This window comes from Sphingobacterium sp. HJSM2_6 (assembly GCF_049316305.1).
Taxonomy (GTDB): Bacteria; Bacteroidota; Bacteroidia; order Sphingobacteriales; family Sphingobacteriaceae; genus Sphingobacterium.
In genome coordinates this window covers 1-15,033 of sequence record NZ_JBMOXB010000021.1, presented here as the reverse complement: position 1 = coordinate 15,033, position 15,033 = coordinate 1, and the positions used below count along the sequence as shown (strand labels likewise).

Sequence of the window (15,033 nt, the reverse complement as noted above, 5' to 3'; positions counted from 1 at the left end):
GCGCACACAGCTTTAAACTGCGCTCTAAATAGGCTTACTATACTACAATGCCTATTGTTGACCTTCTATTACTGGAAATTAACTAGCTTGAAGCATACCGCAACAACCAATAAAAAAGGTTTATGAAATTTGATATTCATAAACCTTTTTTATTTTGTTAGTTTGCTAATGCCTAATGATTAAGCTAGCTGTTTTAATATTTCCACTTGGGGATATGTGATACTAATTTACTTCGTAGTAATAAATCTGTCTTCCGACATTTCCTGAAATATCATTACCTTCTACAATCACTTTGTATTTACCCGCACCGTCTGCATTATAAAATTCAAGATCTATTTCTCCTTTGCTTAATACTTCTATTTCTGGATTCCAATATACGGTTGTACGGTAGTCATTCGTATTTTTAGATTCCGCTGTACTGTATTTAGGCATGTAGAATTTACGTTGCTTCACGTATCCTAATGGGAATAAATCAATCACATTGGATTTAGGTAACATCGCCTCAATTTGCGCCATGGTCATACGAGGTTGTTTCTTTTCTTTTTTCGTGATGATCGATACCACACCATCATTTTGATAAATATTTCTAACCGTTCCTAAATCATCTTTAAGAAAGATTTCGACCGTTTCAATTTCTGAAACTTGTATGGAGTTTAATGTATGTTCATCGATTGGCATTCCATTTAAGAAAAATTGTACGGGTACACGGCTTCCCTGATTGTAATTACGCGTAACATAATACTTTAAGGTATTGACATCGTAAGTCACTCCTGTTAAGAATGTATTCAAACACATGCTTAACACATTACAACCTGCAAACCGACTGCCATCAATGGTATGCTCAGGCATAGATAAACCTGTCAGATTAGAAAAATCCTTACTCGTTTGTTTCTTCTCTACGGCTTTGGTTATCACAACTTCTTCGATTAAATTTGAAGTTCTGAATTCTTTCTTGCTATTATCCAAGTAGGCTTCTAAGTTTTCATCTATGTTGGGAATGAATAAACCTTTATATGGATTATTCTCATCTATTTTGGGGAATTCAGTAGCATCCATCGTAATGACCAAATTCCGGTAGTTTTCATTACTACGTGCGTTAACTGTGGCCTTCAAGGAATCCCTAAATACTAGGTTTTGAAAAACAAACTTCCCTTGTTGATCTGTATAGGCATCTTTTTTAACACCTGCGCCAGGAATGGTCAATAATAGTCCGGCGCCAGGTTGAGTTCTTCCAGTATTTTGTCTTAATATACCGGATATACTGATACCCAGTTCGGGCATGTAACGTAAAGCAGGTAATTTTCCTTTGATTAAATCGTTATAATCAAATCTTCGGAAGCCTTGTGTCATCAATAAAGCGTCTAATGCCTCTAACCTGTTCTCATTCGCTGGATTGAAATAATAATTAGGCTGTTCTACAAATCCTTTTAAATCGGAGGTAAGCAACATATTACTGATTATTCCACGATCCTTATCGTCTTCATAAGGCACTTTAGTTTCATCGATAACTGCGACAGAGAAACTTGCAGGAATACTATCTACATGGGTATCTAAGTTTAGTTTTAGTTTTACTAAATCTTTTTTAGCATAGGTTGGCTTATCCGTCTTTACTTGAATTCCGATAAACTTTTGAGGCTGAATATATACGAGTCGCTCAGAGATTGGTTCGCCTGCAGCAGACATCAGGGTCAATTGAATAATTCCGTTAGGAAGTTGTTTCAATGGCACTTTAATAGCTACAGAGCTGCTTTTGATTGAAATTTGAGCCCCATATACAAGGTGACCATTTAATTGACCAAAAATGTAAAAGGGTTTATTTTCAATAGTTTTAAAATAGGTATCGTTCGTCACTAAACCAATTGATATATTGGCTGTATCTTGAGAAACATAAACGACATTGATTTTATTCTGAACCACGGCAGGTAAATCAAACGTCTTCTCGGTTCCGTTCTCAAAACTTACGACCGCTTTATAGGTTTCTCCAAAGACTGGATTTAACATAAATGATCCCATACCCAGTCCTAAATCTTCAAAAGTAGCCAGTTCAGTTTTCTTACTATCAATAATTTTTCCTTTTACTTTTATACCGACCCCATGAGAGGAAATCGCTTTAAAGGAAACTCGTTTATTGACAGCAGCGAGGAGATCTCCCCCTTCAGGAAAAAACTGTACGTCAGCATCCCATAATGCATTGGATAAAGCGTATTGACCCACTAGAATTTCTTGATCTTCTAATTTAACCAGTATCCTACCTTTTTTAAATTTCTCTTTTTCTTTATTATTTAAATTGATGATCACACGGCCCAATTCGTCCGTCTCCCCTTTTCCTTTGTCAAAAGCATCCCAACCATCATTGGCCTCCCAAGTCAGTTTACGATTGTTCAATAATTGACCATTCTTACCTCGAAACTGCAAAGTTGCTTTTGTTTTAGAACCATCAGGAGAAAAAGTCACAATAGCCCCTAACTTTTTATTGATGGCATCACCAATAGGTACGACTTTATTGAAGTAAAAATCTAAATCGAAGTTCATCATCCACTTGGTATAGGCGCGGAAACGATAGTTATCTTGTGCCCAGAATTGAGGATCTAACACTAAATGACCATCTCCACCTCCATTTTTTAATGGAATCCGCATAACTTGCATCAAAGAGTCTCTGCTATTTAAAACCTCTACATAAGCCACTTTACTCGGATCATAATTGAACAAATTGGTGTTCAAATAGGTTTTAAACCATAACGTATCTCCGACAGCATAATAGGGTTTATCGAAATGCATATGTATTTTCTCTACTGGATATACCGAGAAATACTTTTGTACATTTTCAACAACCGTATTAATGGGTATTTGGGGTTTTTCTTGGGCATGTGTACTGAAATGTACAACCAATAGGAAAAGGATTGGAATTAATAGGCGCTTGAATTTCAACATGTATTCTTCATTTTTCAAAAAGCTAAATATATTCATTTTTTGGTGAAGATAAATGCTTATTCACTATTTTTAACAGCTTGCGCTTATAATAAAGGTGCCAATAAACGACAAAGGGAGTCGATTCCACGTTTCCAAGGTTTACGTTTCTTCCATTCTTTTAAAGTTACTAACTCACAATCTTGTTTATCCAATTCAAATTGATCTTCCATGGATTTACAAAACGCCTTATTGGAAATGACGGCAGCGACTTCATAATTGATGTAAAAACTGCGAAAATCTAAATTCACTGTACCTACATAAGCGATCTTACCATCGATGATGGCCGTTTTAGCATGTAAAAACCCTCTTTTATACCGGTAGACTTGTACACCACGTTCTAATAAAGGTTTTAAAAAAGATAATGAAGCATGTTGAACTATCCAGCTATCGCCTTCGAGTGGTACCATCAGTTCTACTTTGACACCTGCTGCTGCTGCTGATTTTAAAGCGGTGGCTAACTCGTCTGTCGGGATATAATAGGGAGTGCAGAGTCGAATAGACTCATTAGCCTCCCCTATACTAATAAGTAATGCTTCCATATTGAACGGACCCAATGATCCAGGATCACTGGAAGCAATAGCAACCGCACTTAAATCTTCTGAGACAATCGCAGTTTCTTTGATATACCCTTCATCCAATTGAAAGGGCTCTCCTTCGGTCTGATTCCAAGAATTCCAGAAACTAATTTGAAACATAGAAGCGGCATTGCCTTTGATTTGAACCGAGGTATCTCTCCAATAGAGCTTATGGCTATTGGGATTAATGTATCGGTCTGAGATATTTATTCCACCAATGAATGCATTGAAACCATCAATTATTGCAATTTTCCGATGGTTCCGATAGTTGCTATTCGCGAGGGACGTAAACGTAACTGGAAGAAAAGCTTGAAATTCAATTAAGGAGTCTTTTTTATTTCTAAAGTAGCGAACAAGCTTTGGTGAACCAAAACTATCGACAATCAAGCGTACTTTAACCCCTTCAGCTGCTTTTGCCTCCAATAGTTCCAATACTTGTGTTCCAATGGTATCTATATCGAATATATAATATTCTAAATGAATGGAATGCTTGGCTGCTTCTAATGAAGCTAAGAAAACTGGGAATTTTTCTTCACCATTGTTCAACAATGTTACTTCATTGTTTAAAGTCGGGGTAGATAGTTTCTCATTTTTCAAGTAGGCATATACGCGGGATAAATCGCCTATTTTACTATGAATATTGCGAATAGACCATAACATTAATGGCTCTAATCGTTGAAACTCTTTTTTTAATCGTAAACTTTGTTCATGGTTGATACGCTTCATCTTTTTCACTTTGGAGAATTTCTGCCCAAACAGGTAATACAGAATTAACCCAACAAAGGGTAAAAAAACGATGACTAAAACCCAAGAAATAGTCTTTGTAGGATTTCTGTTTTCAATTAAAATAGTGATGATAACGCCGAGATAAATGAATATCATAGGTATCCATCCCCACTGCTCAAGAAATACGATTACAGGATCTATATACTCCCTCATAAAAGATGATTTGTTATCCATTCAATGAAAAAATCAGCATTTTAAGCTGATTTTGATAGGCATCAACCTTGATTACAAGATAGAAAAGAATTTTCATTGCGCCAAGTCCTGAAACCTCAATTCCTTTTAGGCTGTGTTTATACTAACAACGGAATTCAAAATATGTTTTAAGCGTTCCAGGGTCTAGCTTTCCATGGCTTGCTCGTAAAACCTATGGGCTTAAATTAGAAATCGAGTAGCTAGGAAACTATGGGAAGTTATGCGCTGCAGTTCATCGCACCATTGACATGGAGTAATGGACTTAAATAGGGAATATTAAGATTTGCACCTCGAAGGATAAACCAAATGCCCATAATTAAAAATAATACAGGCAGAATTTTAGAAAAGCCTTGTTTAAAAATACGTTTAGGGAAGTTTCCGACAAATGAAAAAAGGATTAGTAAAGGCAATGTGCCTAATCCAAATAAAAGCATAAAGACTAAACTATTGGCTATTGAATCTGCATTTACTGCAGATGCCAGGGCCATATAGACCATACCACAGGGTAAAAAGCCATTTAGCATACCAGCAATAAAACTTCCTCCTGGTCTAAACAACCACTTGCTCATGAGTTTAGTGAATGGTTGTATTGCTTTAGTTTGAAATGAAGCAAAGGATTTGGAACTATGTTGAAACATAAAAACAAATGCCAGTAGGATTAGTAATATTCCAGTGAATAAACTAAAGCCCTGTTGCCATCCATATATTGCTGCTCCACGACCTAAAATACCTAGTATCCAGCCCAACAATACATAGCTGAGAATTCTACCAGCTTGATAGATGAGTTTATTTAGGGTTGTTTTCCAATTGATGGTTTGACCACCTTGAATAGCAATCAATAATGGGCCACACATAACAGCACAATGTACACTGCCTAGAAGCCCCATAAAGAATGCGATGTAATGATAGGTCATATGCTAATATATTTTATACTACTTGCTGTTGCAGCATCATTTACCTGTTCCTAAGGAACAAAAAGTTGATGATGAGATAAGTAACTTATTTGTTGATGCTTCCAATCCACATCCAAATTCCAGCTTCCCGATTTAAAAGTGTTAAGTGGCAATTTAAATACCTGAGTTTGGGTTGCAAATGGAACTTCCTTATCTCCTTTATTTTCGTCTGATCGTTTAAACAATAGTAATCCCTGATTACCAGCACCTGTAAATTGAAGAATTAAGGTATCTGCTTTGACCATAACTGTAGGCTTTGCTTGATCCTTCAGTAGATTTTCCTTTTTTTGAATAGTCTCATCGTAGCTAAGACTTTTTTCATAATAATCTGTTTCTACTAAACTATCTGTATCTTGTGAAACCATATAGATAGCAGCTGCTATGATAAACAGCATAAAAGCACCTAAGCCAAAAACTATTTTATATCCCCAGTTCATTATTACTTTTTTGAAGGTGGCGCAATAAAAGTTGTTTCTAAGGTTTCTAACAATTTACCTTTAGATTTCACTTCGACTTCGACATCCGTTTTATAGTTCAAGATATTCTTTCTCTCTGTAATCAGAAATAAACTCAATGTAGCACTTCCCTCTTTTTGAATCTGGCTCATTGGGTTAACTAGCTGTACTTTAATGGCAGGGTTCTTACTTATTAATTCAAAGTCCAGATCATGACTTGTCTTATTAATTAATTCAAGCGTATAAAGATTACTTACTGTTCCATCGTCTTTGAGCTGATAAGAACTTCCCTTAGCTCTAAGTAAGCGGCCACCAACATCCGACCTGCTAAATACTAAATAGCCAAATATACTCATCAAAATCAAGAGAATTACCGAATAGATAATCGCTCTGTTATTTCTTTTCTTTCCTTGATTGGGCACTTCTTTTCCTTCGGCTTCTGCCAATGTGTAAAATCCAATTAACCGCGTTGGTTTATGAATTTTCTCCATGACTGCGTCGCAGGCATCTATACAGGCTGTACATGAAACACATTCTAATTGTGTCCCCTTACGAATATCAATTCCAGTAGGACATACATGTACACAGAGGTTGCAATCAATACAATCGCCTGTAGCTTGCTGCTCTCCTTTTTTTATTTTCCCCCGAGGTTCTCCTCTTGAGGCATCATAGGCGACTGTGACAGAATGATCATCCAATAAAACTCCTTGTAATCTTCCATAAGGACAAATTCGCGTACAGACAATTTCTCGGACAAATGCAAATACGAAATAGAAAACAAGGGTAAAGACGAGGATGGAAATAAAACCGACGAGATGTTGATCGATTGGATCAGTGGCAATTTTGACCAAGGCATCAAAACCAATAATATACGCTAAAAACAAATTAGAGATCAGAAAGGAAATGAGTAAAAAGACACTGTGCTTTAGGACTTTTCTCCATGCTCTAGCATCCGAATCAGGACCTTCATTTAATTTCTTTTGTTGCGTCCAATCGCCTTCGATAAGATATTCTATCCGTCGAAAAATCAATTCCATAAATATGGTTTGCGGACAACTCCAACCACACCAAACACGTCCATAGACTGCCGTAAAAAGAACGATACAAACCAATACGATAAGCATACCAAATAAAAAGATATGCATATCCTGTGGATAAAAGATATTTCCAAAGATGGAGAACTTCCGTTCCAAGATGTTGAACATCAAGAACGGGTTCCCATTGATCTTCACTATGGGACCAAGAAAAAAGAATAGCAACAGACTGTATCCAACGACCTGTCGATAATTATAGAGTTTGCCAGCAGGTTTTTTGGCATAAATCCATTGTCTTTTCGATTTATCAGGTTGGTTTATTGGATGGTGGTCATCTGTTGCTATTCCCATTATCTTATAATTTTCAGCCTATTTATTTTCTACAGTTACGCTATCTGTTCCACTCCCTACGTTTGTCTGCTCAGCAGCGCCTGATTCATTCTCATAAGTCAGAATTTCTTCTCCTTGTGGCTCTTTAGGGTTTGTAGGCTTCGTATCACGAAGTGTCAATATGTAATTACTAACCTCCGCAATTTGTGCAGGTGTCAAGGTTTGTTCCCAAGGAACCATCCCTTTATCTGGAACCCCATACTTAATGGTTCTAAAAATGTCCTTAATTTCTCCACCGTGTATCCAATACCGATCGGCTAGGTTTGGCCCAATAGTACCTTCCCCATCGTTACCATGACATGCGGCACAATTGCTGACAAATATTCCCTTTCCATTGGCTGCAAGAGACCCGGAAGCATCTACAGTAATGGTATTCTCATCGAATAAATTAGCACTTTTGGATAAATATTCTTGTTTTGCTTTCTCTGCTAATGCCATCTCTCGTTCGTATTCTTGATCTTGGTTTAAACCAATCCCCAGTACATGATAGATAAGGATATAAACAATAGCAAAAACAATGGATGAATAAAACAAAGCACTAAACCAAACCGGAATAGGGTTATTTAGCTCCTCAATTCCATCGTATTCATGGTCTTCAATGACTAGGCTTTTTTCTTCTGCTAAAGGTTTCAATCCTGTGATGTAATCCCAAGTTTTCTTCCAATAGGTTCTACGGGCAATTTTCTTTTCTTCCAAAAGACGCTTTTCTTCTTTCACTACCTCAGGCATGGTCACCTTCAGCATGGAGCGAAGCGCTTTATTGATAGCCAATGCTGCAAATAATACCGCTAACAGCACTAAAAATACGCTGATATAAAATATATCATTATACAGATTGCCTGTACCTAGAGGTTTCGCACTTGTTGCTGCTACGTCGGCTAATAGTATTATATTCATATTCGTTAAGATTCAGGTTAATTCTCTAATTCTTTTTCAGACTCCTCAAATGGTAAACCCTTCATGTAATCCACGAAGCTCTTTTTCATCGTAAAAAGCATAATAGCGACCATGATGAAGAAGGATAGGAAGATGAGAAGAGAAATAATTAAATAGATCTCGTCACCTTGTAAATTTGTTATTTGCCTCCACATAATAATTCTAATTCAGTTTTTACTTAATTCGTTTCGTCCACTTTAATAACTTCTGTTGTTCCTTTAGGTGCCCCTTTTATATCGGTACCTAAGCGTTGTAAATAGGCTATCATTGCAATAATTTCTTTATTTGGTTCAGCTTCCACTTGATTAGCTTCCAAATCCTTGGCAATCGTTGCAGCCTGTGCACGAGCATCTGCTTCTGCATTGTTTATTTCAGCTTCTGAATAAGGCACCCCCAAATTCTTCATCACCTTCATTTTACTGGTCAGGTATTTATAGCTGATATCTTGTGTTAATAACCATGGATAAGCCGGCATAATACTTCCAGGAGAGGTAATTGTAGGGTCCAACATATGGTCATAATGCCATTTGTGCGGGTACTTTCCACCAATGCGGTGCAAATCTGGACCGGTACGTTTAGATCCCCATAAGAATGGTCTATCGTAAACAAACTCTCCAGCTTTACTATATTCTCCATACCGCGCTGTTTCTGAACGGAACGGCCTAATAGTTTGCGAGTGACAGTTCACACAGCCTTCGCGTATATACAAATCGCGACCTGTCAGCTCTAATGCAGTATAAGGTTTTACAGAAGAAATGGTTGGTATGTTACTAGTAACGGTAAACGTTGGAATCATTTCCACAACTCCCCCGATTAGGATGGCAATTAATGCTAAGACCATGAATAGAACAGGTTTACGCTCTAATCGACGGTGTTTAGAAGCCTCTTGATGAGTCAATGGTTCCAAAGCAGGAGCTTCTGCAGCCTCATTCGCTATTAGTTTTCCAGTTTTTACTGTTTTTATTAAGTTGTAAGTCATGATAATTACCCCAGACAAGTATAATACACCGCCTACAGCGCGCATCATATGCATCGGAAGTATTTCTAAGGTAGTCGCTAAGAAGTTTGGATATTTTAAGACTCCTTCTGGAGTAAACTCTTTCCACATTAAACCTTGTACTACGGCTGCCCAATACATTGGAATAGCATAGAATAAGATTCCTAAAGTACCAATCCAAAAATGGGTATTTGCTAACTTCTTAGAATATAATTCTGTACCATAGATTCTAGGAATTAACCAATATAGTACTGCGAAAGTCATAAATCCATTCCATCCCAAAGCACCGATATGCACGTGAGCAACTATCCAATCTGTAAAGTGGGCAATGGCATTTACTTGTTTCAAGGATAACAATGGTCCTTCGAACGTCGCCATACCATAACATGTCAAAGCAACGACCATGAACTTCAACATAGGTTCGGTTCTCACTTTATCCCATGCACCACGTAAGGTCAACAAGCCATTAATCATACCTCCCCAACTTGGAGCAATCAACATGATGGAAAAAACTACCCCTAATGATTGAACCCAACTCGGTAATGAAGTATATAATAAATGGTGTGGACCTGCCCAGATATAGATAAAAATTAATGACCAAAAGTGAAGTATACTTAATTTGTAAGAATATACAGGTCTATTTGCCATTTTTGGCAAGAAGTAATACATCATCCCTAAGAATGGAGTTGTTAAGAAAAATGCAACTGCATTATGTCCATACCACCACTGTACTAAAGCATCTTGAACACCGGAATAAACATAATAGCTTTTCCAAAAGCCGATAGGTATTTGAATTGAATTGACAATATGCAATACGGCAACGGTCACAAACGTAGCAATGTAGAACCAAACAGCCACATACATATGGCGTTCTCTACGCTTAATAATAGTACCGAACATATTTATCCCGAAAACAACCCAAATGATGGTAATCGCTAAGTCAATAGGCCATTCCATTTCTGCGTACTCATGCGAGGTCGTAAGCCCTAAAGGTAAGGTGATCGCGGATGCAACAATGATTAATTGCCATCCCCAAAAATGAATTTTACTCAATAAATCGCTAAACATTCTCGCTTTCAGCACTCTTTGCATTGAGTAATAAACGCCCATAAATATTGCATTTCCTACAAATGCAAAAATAACAGCGTTCGTGTGCAAAGGTCTTATCCGACCGAATGTCGTATACTGTGATTCAAAATTAATCGCAGGCCAAATCAATTGCAAAGCTACCAATAGCCCTACGGTCATGCCTACAATTCCCCAAATAACAGTTGCGATTCCAAAATCTCTGACAATCTTGTTGTCATACTTAAATTGCTCTACCTGCATTATTCTTTATATTAAGTTAACCATGTCAAAGGTACTGGGATAACGATGACATTCTAATGATAATAGGACGCAAGAAAAGGTGATATAAATCACATTTTTGAAATTTATTTTTAAAAAACCAAGGCTCAATTAATACACCGTATACTGGAAGTAAATAGGTTCAAGATTTGAATAAAATAAAAAAGGCTAAATCATACTGGATGATTTAGCCTTTTAGATAAGAAGGATCCTTAAATTAGAAACTAACTTTGATCCAATATCGTTTTCATAGAAATAATCTTATACACATAAGATGCAGTTTCAGCATTCAATTGAAGATCGTAATAACTGTCTTTATTCTGCTTCCTTAACGAAGATTTTAAACGATTACCACCTACATTATAAGCAGCAGCTACTAGCGTCCAATCGCCAAATTCTTTGTATAAAGATTTGATGTAACGTGCAGCGGCATGGGTAGATTTATGGAGATCCAATCGATCATCCACTTTCCCATTCACTTTTAGCCCGTATAGACGAGCGGTAGATGGAATAAACTGCCAATATCCTCCAGCTCCCTTGTGGGAAGTTGTACCCGGATTAAGGCTACTTTCAACAACAGCAATGTATTTGAAATCATCGGGGATACCATAACTTTGAAGAATTTTGGAAATTTTCGGTAGTAAAACATCAGCTTTACGATGTATATGGTGAGATGATTTTTTAAGATAGGCAAATTGCTTTAAGTATTTATCCAATTTGCGTTTTACTCTTTCCTCTTCTAAAGGAACATTTTCATCTGCGAAATTCACTTGATTGGAAATCATTTGAATTTCTTTGTTTTTTTTCTCGGCTAATGTTTGAGAAACATTAGCTTTCATGGATTGGTCCAATGCCTTTCTAAAAGGATCTTCCAATAGCTCTGTTTGGGGGTTCGAGTATAACTTAGACAATAATAAAACAGTCAAAATTACACTACTACATAATACTCTTTTTTTAATCATTCAATCCCTTACTGCTGTCCTATCCACGCATAACTTTCCGTTCAAACGACAGCTTGGTAAAAATTAAGCTCCAAAGATACAAACTATTTTCCTAAATACCAAATAGTTACAAAACAAGCACCTTCTTCTGCCTTAAAATCAGTGTATTTAGGTCCTGAGATATTCTACTAAAATAATAGTAAATAATTCAAGCAATACTCGTTTTTTTAACTACCTTTGTAGTTCAATTTTTTTGAAAATATGCCATTTAGTAGCAACAGGAACAGTCGAGAGGACAACTCCAATAGAAGAAAAAGCAACCCACAAAGCTTTAGGGATAATAATAGGGATAAGAAAAGTACTCCTTATTCATCCTCCAGAGATCAAGATCGGAAAGTAGACCGATCTAACAATACCGACAAAGATCGTAATTTTAGTAAATCTGATCGTCCATCTTCATTTAAGAAGTTCGATAAAGATCGTAAGTTTGGTAGCTCTGACAGTGGAAATAGATCTAATTTTGATCGCTCTAAGCGCTCGGATTCATCCTTTAATAAATTTGACCGTACGAACAAAGAAGGAAGCTTTGATAAAGAATCAAAATTCAACAAATTTGATCGCGACAGTCGTCCTGCACGACCTGCAAGGGATCAAAAATTCAACAAGTTTGATCGTGATCAAAAGCCAGGAAGATTTAAAAAAGAAGGAACTAATCGTTTCGACCGAACCGATGATCAACGACCACGTAGATCAGACGATAGAGATAAACCATCAACAAGACGTAGTTTTGGTGAACGTGATCATAAAGAATATCGCGATCGTTCCGATGGCAATAGCTTCAGTAAACCTAGAAGATCATTTTCTGAAAAGAAACAAACCGATCATGACGATGATGGCCTAATTCGTTTAAACCGTTATATTGCCAATTCAGGAATCTGTTCACGCCGTAAAGCGGATGAACTTATTGAATCAGGCGTGATATCGGTAAATGGAGAAGTTATTTCTGAATTAGGGACCAAAGTCGATCCTGCTAAAGACGAAATAAGATATAACAATGAGCGCTTAAAGCGTGAAAAAATGGTTTATGTATTATTAAACAAACCTAAAGATTATATCACCACAACCGACGATCCACAAGAACGTAAAACAGTTATGCAACTTGTTGCAAAAGCAACTAGAGAACGTATCTATCCAATTGGTCGTTTAGATAGAAATACTACAGGATTACTATTATTGACAAATGATGGAAATCTTGCCGAAAAACTATCACACCCTAGAAATAACATCAGTAAAATATATCAAGTAGAGCTTAGTAAAAACTTAACTCAAGGTGACTTTAATAAAATCCAATTTGGTATAGAACTAGAAGATGGTTTTATTAAACCTGATGATTTAAGTTTTGTAACTGGAGCTTCTAAAAGAGAAGTAGGTATTCAAATCCATAGCGGCAAAAACAGAGTTGTACGCCGTATTTTTGAGTCCTTAGGATATGAAGTCGTTAAATTAGACCGTGTAGTATACGCGAATCTAACGAAAAAAGACCTTCCTAGAGGACGTTGGAGATACCTAGAAGATAAAGAAATTATTCAGTTGAAACACCTGATTAAATAATCAAAAAGGCACTTTCTAGTGCCTTTTTTATGTCCACTAACTTTTGTATTTTTAAAGAAATTTAACACCTCATGACAGATCCAAAATGTTTAACTTCCGTTGCTGAATTTCATCAAACATTTCAGCACCCTATATTAGAACAACCTACTATTCCATCCGAAACAAGATGCAATTTACGTGTATCTTTGATAGCTGAAGAATTGAAAGAATTACAAGAAGCTATAGACAACAAAGATATCGTAGAAATTGCAGATGCCCTATGCGATATTCAATATGTACTTTCTGGGGCGATATTAGAATTTGGACTAAAAGATAAATTTAATGATTTGTTCAATGAAGTTCAACGTTCTAATATGAGTAAAGCTTGTAAATCAGAAGAAGAAGCGATTGCTACACAAAAACACTATTTAGCAAAAGGCGTAGAATCTTATTACAAAGAAATAGATGGTAAATTCTTGGTATTTCGTAATGGAGATCATAAAACATTAAAATCGATAAATTATTCTCCAGCAGATTTAAAATCTATTGTAGAAGCTTAAGAAAAACATATACTTACAAAAAGAGGGATGAACCTATGTTCATCCCTCTTTTTGTAAGTCTTATTTATTTAAAATATCAATTCCTGGTATTGTGAACCTTGTTTCACTCCCCTCGATTCTAATCCCTTATCAATTTTCGTTTGTATACCTGATTTTGGTAAATTCCAATTAGGAGCGATAAGCAATTCCTTATCAGCAATCCCAAAGACACGTTGGATAACGATATCAGGTCTTAGTAGCGGAATAAATTTGGCTAAAAATTCCGTATATTCTTCCAAACTAAATAACTTAAAAGGTTCTCTTTTAAATTTAACCCCCATAATAGATCCTTCCACAATATGCAAGTGGTGTAACTTGACAAATTTTATTTGAGGATGTTTATTTATTTCATCCGCATACCTCAACATCATATCTTCCGTTTCCCATGGAAAACCAAAAATCGTATGCACACAGAGTTCCAAAGGTGAGTTCTGAAGCATTCCCATGACTTGCGTAAATTCATCGTGTGAACAACCCCTATTAATGCGTTCTAAGGTATCGTTATAAATGGATTCCATACCCATTTCCAAATCAACATCAAAACGATCGGTATAACTCTCTAATAAGGCAATTTTCTCAAAATCAATACAATCAGGTCGTGTACCCACTGATAAACCTAAAGTATGTTCAGGACAAATACTTAAAGCTTCATCATACATCATTTTCAATGCATGCGTAGGTGCATAGGTATTCGTATTGGGTTGAAAATAGATAATGAATTTTTCAGCTCCGTAACTATTGCGTGCTCGTTCGATCCCATTCTCCACTTGTTCACGGATAGAAGGAATTTTTCTAGCTGTATCTGGCGTAAATGAATCTACATTACAATAAGTACAACCTCCAAATCCTTTACTTCCATCACGATTAGGACAGGTAAAATTACCATCAACAATAACTTTAAAAACCTTTTGACCGTTATATTTTGATTTCAAATAGGCCCCATAATGATTATAAGGCTTTACTCCATTATCTAATTGTGTACTCATTCTTCTGCAAAGATAAACATTTGGAACTAGATATTAGAAGAGAGGTAGGAGACAATACGTAGGAGATTTGTAAGTATAGTGTCTAATTATATTTCAATTAGAAAAACTCTTCATAAAAGGAAGAATCACACATTCTATTTTAACAACAAGTATGTACTAAGGTCTTAACGATAAAGGTATAAAACGCAAAAAGCCCATGATCATATGATCACGGGCTTTCCGTATAAAATTAGGCACCGACCTACTCTCCCACCTGTTACGGCAATACCATCGGCTCTGGCG

The 15,033-nt window shown here is 36.4% G+C and carries 12 protein-coding genes; 2 read left to right on the top strand and 10 right to left on the bottom strand.

What is annotated here, in order from left to right:
- Positions 1-222: 222 nt before the first annotated feature.
- The 9 genes from ACFRAE_RS16195 to ACFRAE_RS16155 form a co-directional block, all read right to left on the bottom strand.
- Entirely contained in the window at positions 223-2,967 is a 2,745-nt protein-coding gene (locus tag ACFRAE_RS16195; RefSeq protein WP_422798219.1) for a carboxypeptidase regulatory-like domain-containing protein, read from the bottom strand.
- Positions 2,968-3,014: 47 nt separating this feature from the next.
- Complete coding sequence (cls, locus tag ACFRAE_RS16190) at positions 3,015-4,484, bottom strand: cardiolipin synthase (RefSeq protein ID WP_422798218.1); 1,470 nt, start codon at positions 4,482-4,484, stop codon at positions 3,015-3,017.
- Between the two features lie 257 nt (positions 4,485-4,741).
- Positions 4,742-5,437, bottom strand: coding sequence for a sulfite exporter TauE/SafE family protein (locus ACFRAE_RS16185; protein ID WP_422798217.1), 696 nt, complete (start codon positions 5,435-5,437; stop codon positions 4,742-4,744).
- 50 nt (positions 5,438-5,487) lie between these two features.
- Positions 5,488-5,913, bottom strand: coding sequence for a FixH family protein (locus ACFRAE_RS16180; RefSeq protein ID WP_422798216.1), 426 nt, complete (start codon positions 5,911-5,913; stop codon positions 5,488-5,490).
- A gap of 2 nt (positions 5,914-5,915) precedes the next feature.
- Positions 5,916-7,316, bottom strand: a complete 1,401-nt coding sequence (ccoG, locus tag ACFRAE_RS16175) for a cytochrome c oxidase accessory protein CcoG (protein ID WP_422798215.1) — start codon at positions 7,314-7,316, stop codon at positions 5,916-5,918.
- 18 nt (positions 7,317-7,334) lie between these two features.
- Positions 7,335-8,252, bottom strand: a complete 918-nt coding sequence (locus ACFRAE_RS16170; protein ID WP_422798214.1) for a cbb3-type cytochrome c oxidase N-terminal domain-containing protein — start codon at positions 8,250-8,252, stop codon at positions 7,335-7,337.
- Positions 8,253-8,269: 17 nt separating this feature from the next.
- Positions 8,270-8,446, bottom strand: a complete 177-nt coding sequence (locus ACFRAE_RS16165) for a hypothetical protein (RefSeq protein ID WP_422798213.1) — start codon at positions 8,444-8,446, stop codon at positions 8,270-8,272.
- Positions 8,447-8,469: 23 nt separating this feature from the next.
- Complete coding sequence (gene ccoN / locus ACFRAE_RS16160; protein WP_422798212.1) at positions 8,470-10,617, bottom strand: cytochrome-c oxidase, cbb3-type subunit I; 2,148 nt, start codon at positions 10,615-10,617, stop codon at positions 8,470-8,472.
- 242 nt (positions 10,618-10,859) lie between these two features.
- Complete coding sequence (locus ACFRAE_RS16155; RefSeq protein ID WP_422798211.1) at positions 10,860-11,546, bottom strand: lytic transglycosylase domain-containing protein; 687 nt, start codon at positions 11,544-11,546, stop codon at positions 10,860-10,862.
- 291 nt (positions 11,547-11,837) lie between these two features.
- On the opposite strand from ACFRAE_RS16155, the gene ACFRAE_RS16150 reads away from it, so the two are divergent.
- A complete protein-coding gene (locus tag ACFRAE_RS16150) occupies positions 11,838-13,187 on the top strand; it encodes a pseudouridine synthase (RefSeq protein ID WP_422798210.1) in 1,350 nt (449 codons plus the stop codon).
- Between the two features lie 71 nt (positions 13,188-13,258).
- Positions 13,259-13,726: a hypothetical protein gene (locus ACFRAE_RS16145; protein ID WP_422798209.1), complete on the top strand. Its 468-nt coding sequence runs from the start codon at positions 13,259-13,261 to the stop codon at positions 13,724-13,726.
- A 68-nt stretch (positions 13,727-13,794) separates the two neighbouring features.
- Here the strand turns inward: ACFRAE_RS16145 and ACFRAE_RS16140 are convergent, their stop codons facing one another.
- Positions 13,795-14,751, bottom strand: coding sequence for a TIGR01212 family radical SAM protein (locus ACFRAE_RS16140; protein ID WP_422798208.1), 957 nt, complete (start codon positions 14,749-14,751; stop codon positions 13,795-13,797).
- Between the last annotated feature and the right edge of the window lie 282 nt (positions 14,752-15,033).

What these genes read in the sequence shown, in the direction of transcription:
- ACFRAE_RS16170 (WP_422798214.1), bottom strand. Translation starts at nt 8,252, where the DNA reads ATGAATATAATACTATTAGCCGACGTAGCAGCAACAAGTGCGAAACCT.
- cls (WP_422798218.1), bottom strand. Translation starts at nt 4,484, where the DNA reads ATGAGGGAGTATATAGATCCTGTAATCGTATTTCTTGAGCAGTGGGGA.
- ACFRAE_RS16140 (WP_422798208.1), bottom strand. Translation starts at nt 14,751, where the DNA reads ATGAGTACACAATTAGATAATGGAGTAAAGCCTTATAATCATTATGGG.
- ACFRAE_RS16145 (WP_422798209.1), top strand. Translation starts at nt 13,259, where the DNA reads ATGACAGATCCAAAATGTTTAACTTCCGTTGCTGAATTTCATCAAACA.
- ACFRAE_RS16150 (WP_422798210.1), top strand. Translation starts at nt 11,838, where the DNA reads ATGCCATTTAGTAGCAACAGGAACAGTCGAGAGGACAACTCCAATAGA.
- ACFRAE_RS16195 (WP_422798219.1), bottom strand. Translation starts at nt 2,967, where the DNA reads ATGAATATATTTAGCTTTTTGAAAAATGAAGAATACATGTTGAAATTC.
- ACFRAE_RS16180 (WP_422798216.1), bottom strand. Translation starts at nt 5,913, where the DNA reads ATGAACTGGGGATATAAAATAGTTTTTGGCTTAGGTGCTTTTATGCTG.
- ACFRAE_RS16165 (WP_422798213.1), bottom strand. Translation starts at nt 8,446, where the DNA reads ATGTGGAGGCAAATAACAAATTTACAAGGTGACGAGATCTATTTAATT.
- ccoG (WP_422798215.1), bottom strand. Translation starts at nt 7,316, where the DNA reads ATGGGAATAGCAACAGATGACCACCATCCAATAAACCAACCTGATAAA.
- ACFRAE_RS16185 (WP_422798217.1), bottom strand. Translation starts at nt 5,437, where the DNA reads ATGACCTATCATTACATCGCATTCTTTATGGGGCTTCTAGGCAGTGTA.
- ccoN (WP_422798212.1), bottom strand. Translation starts at nt 10,617, where the DNA reads ATGCAGGTAGAGCAATTTAAGTATGACAACAAGATTGTCAGAGATTTT.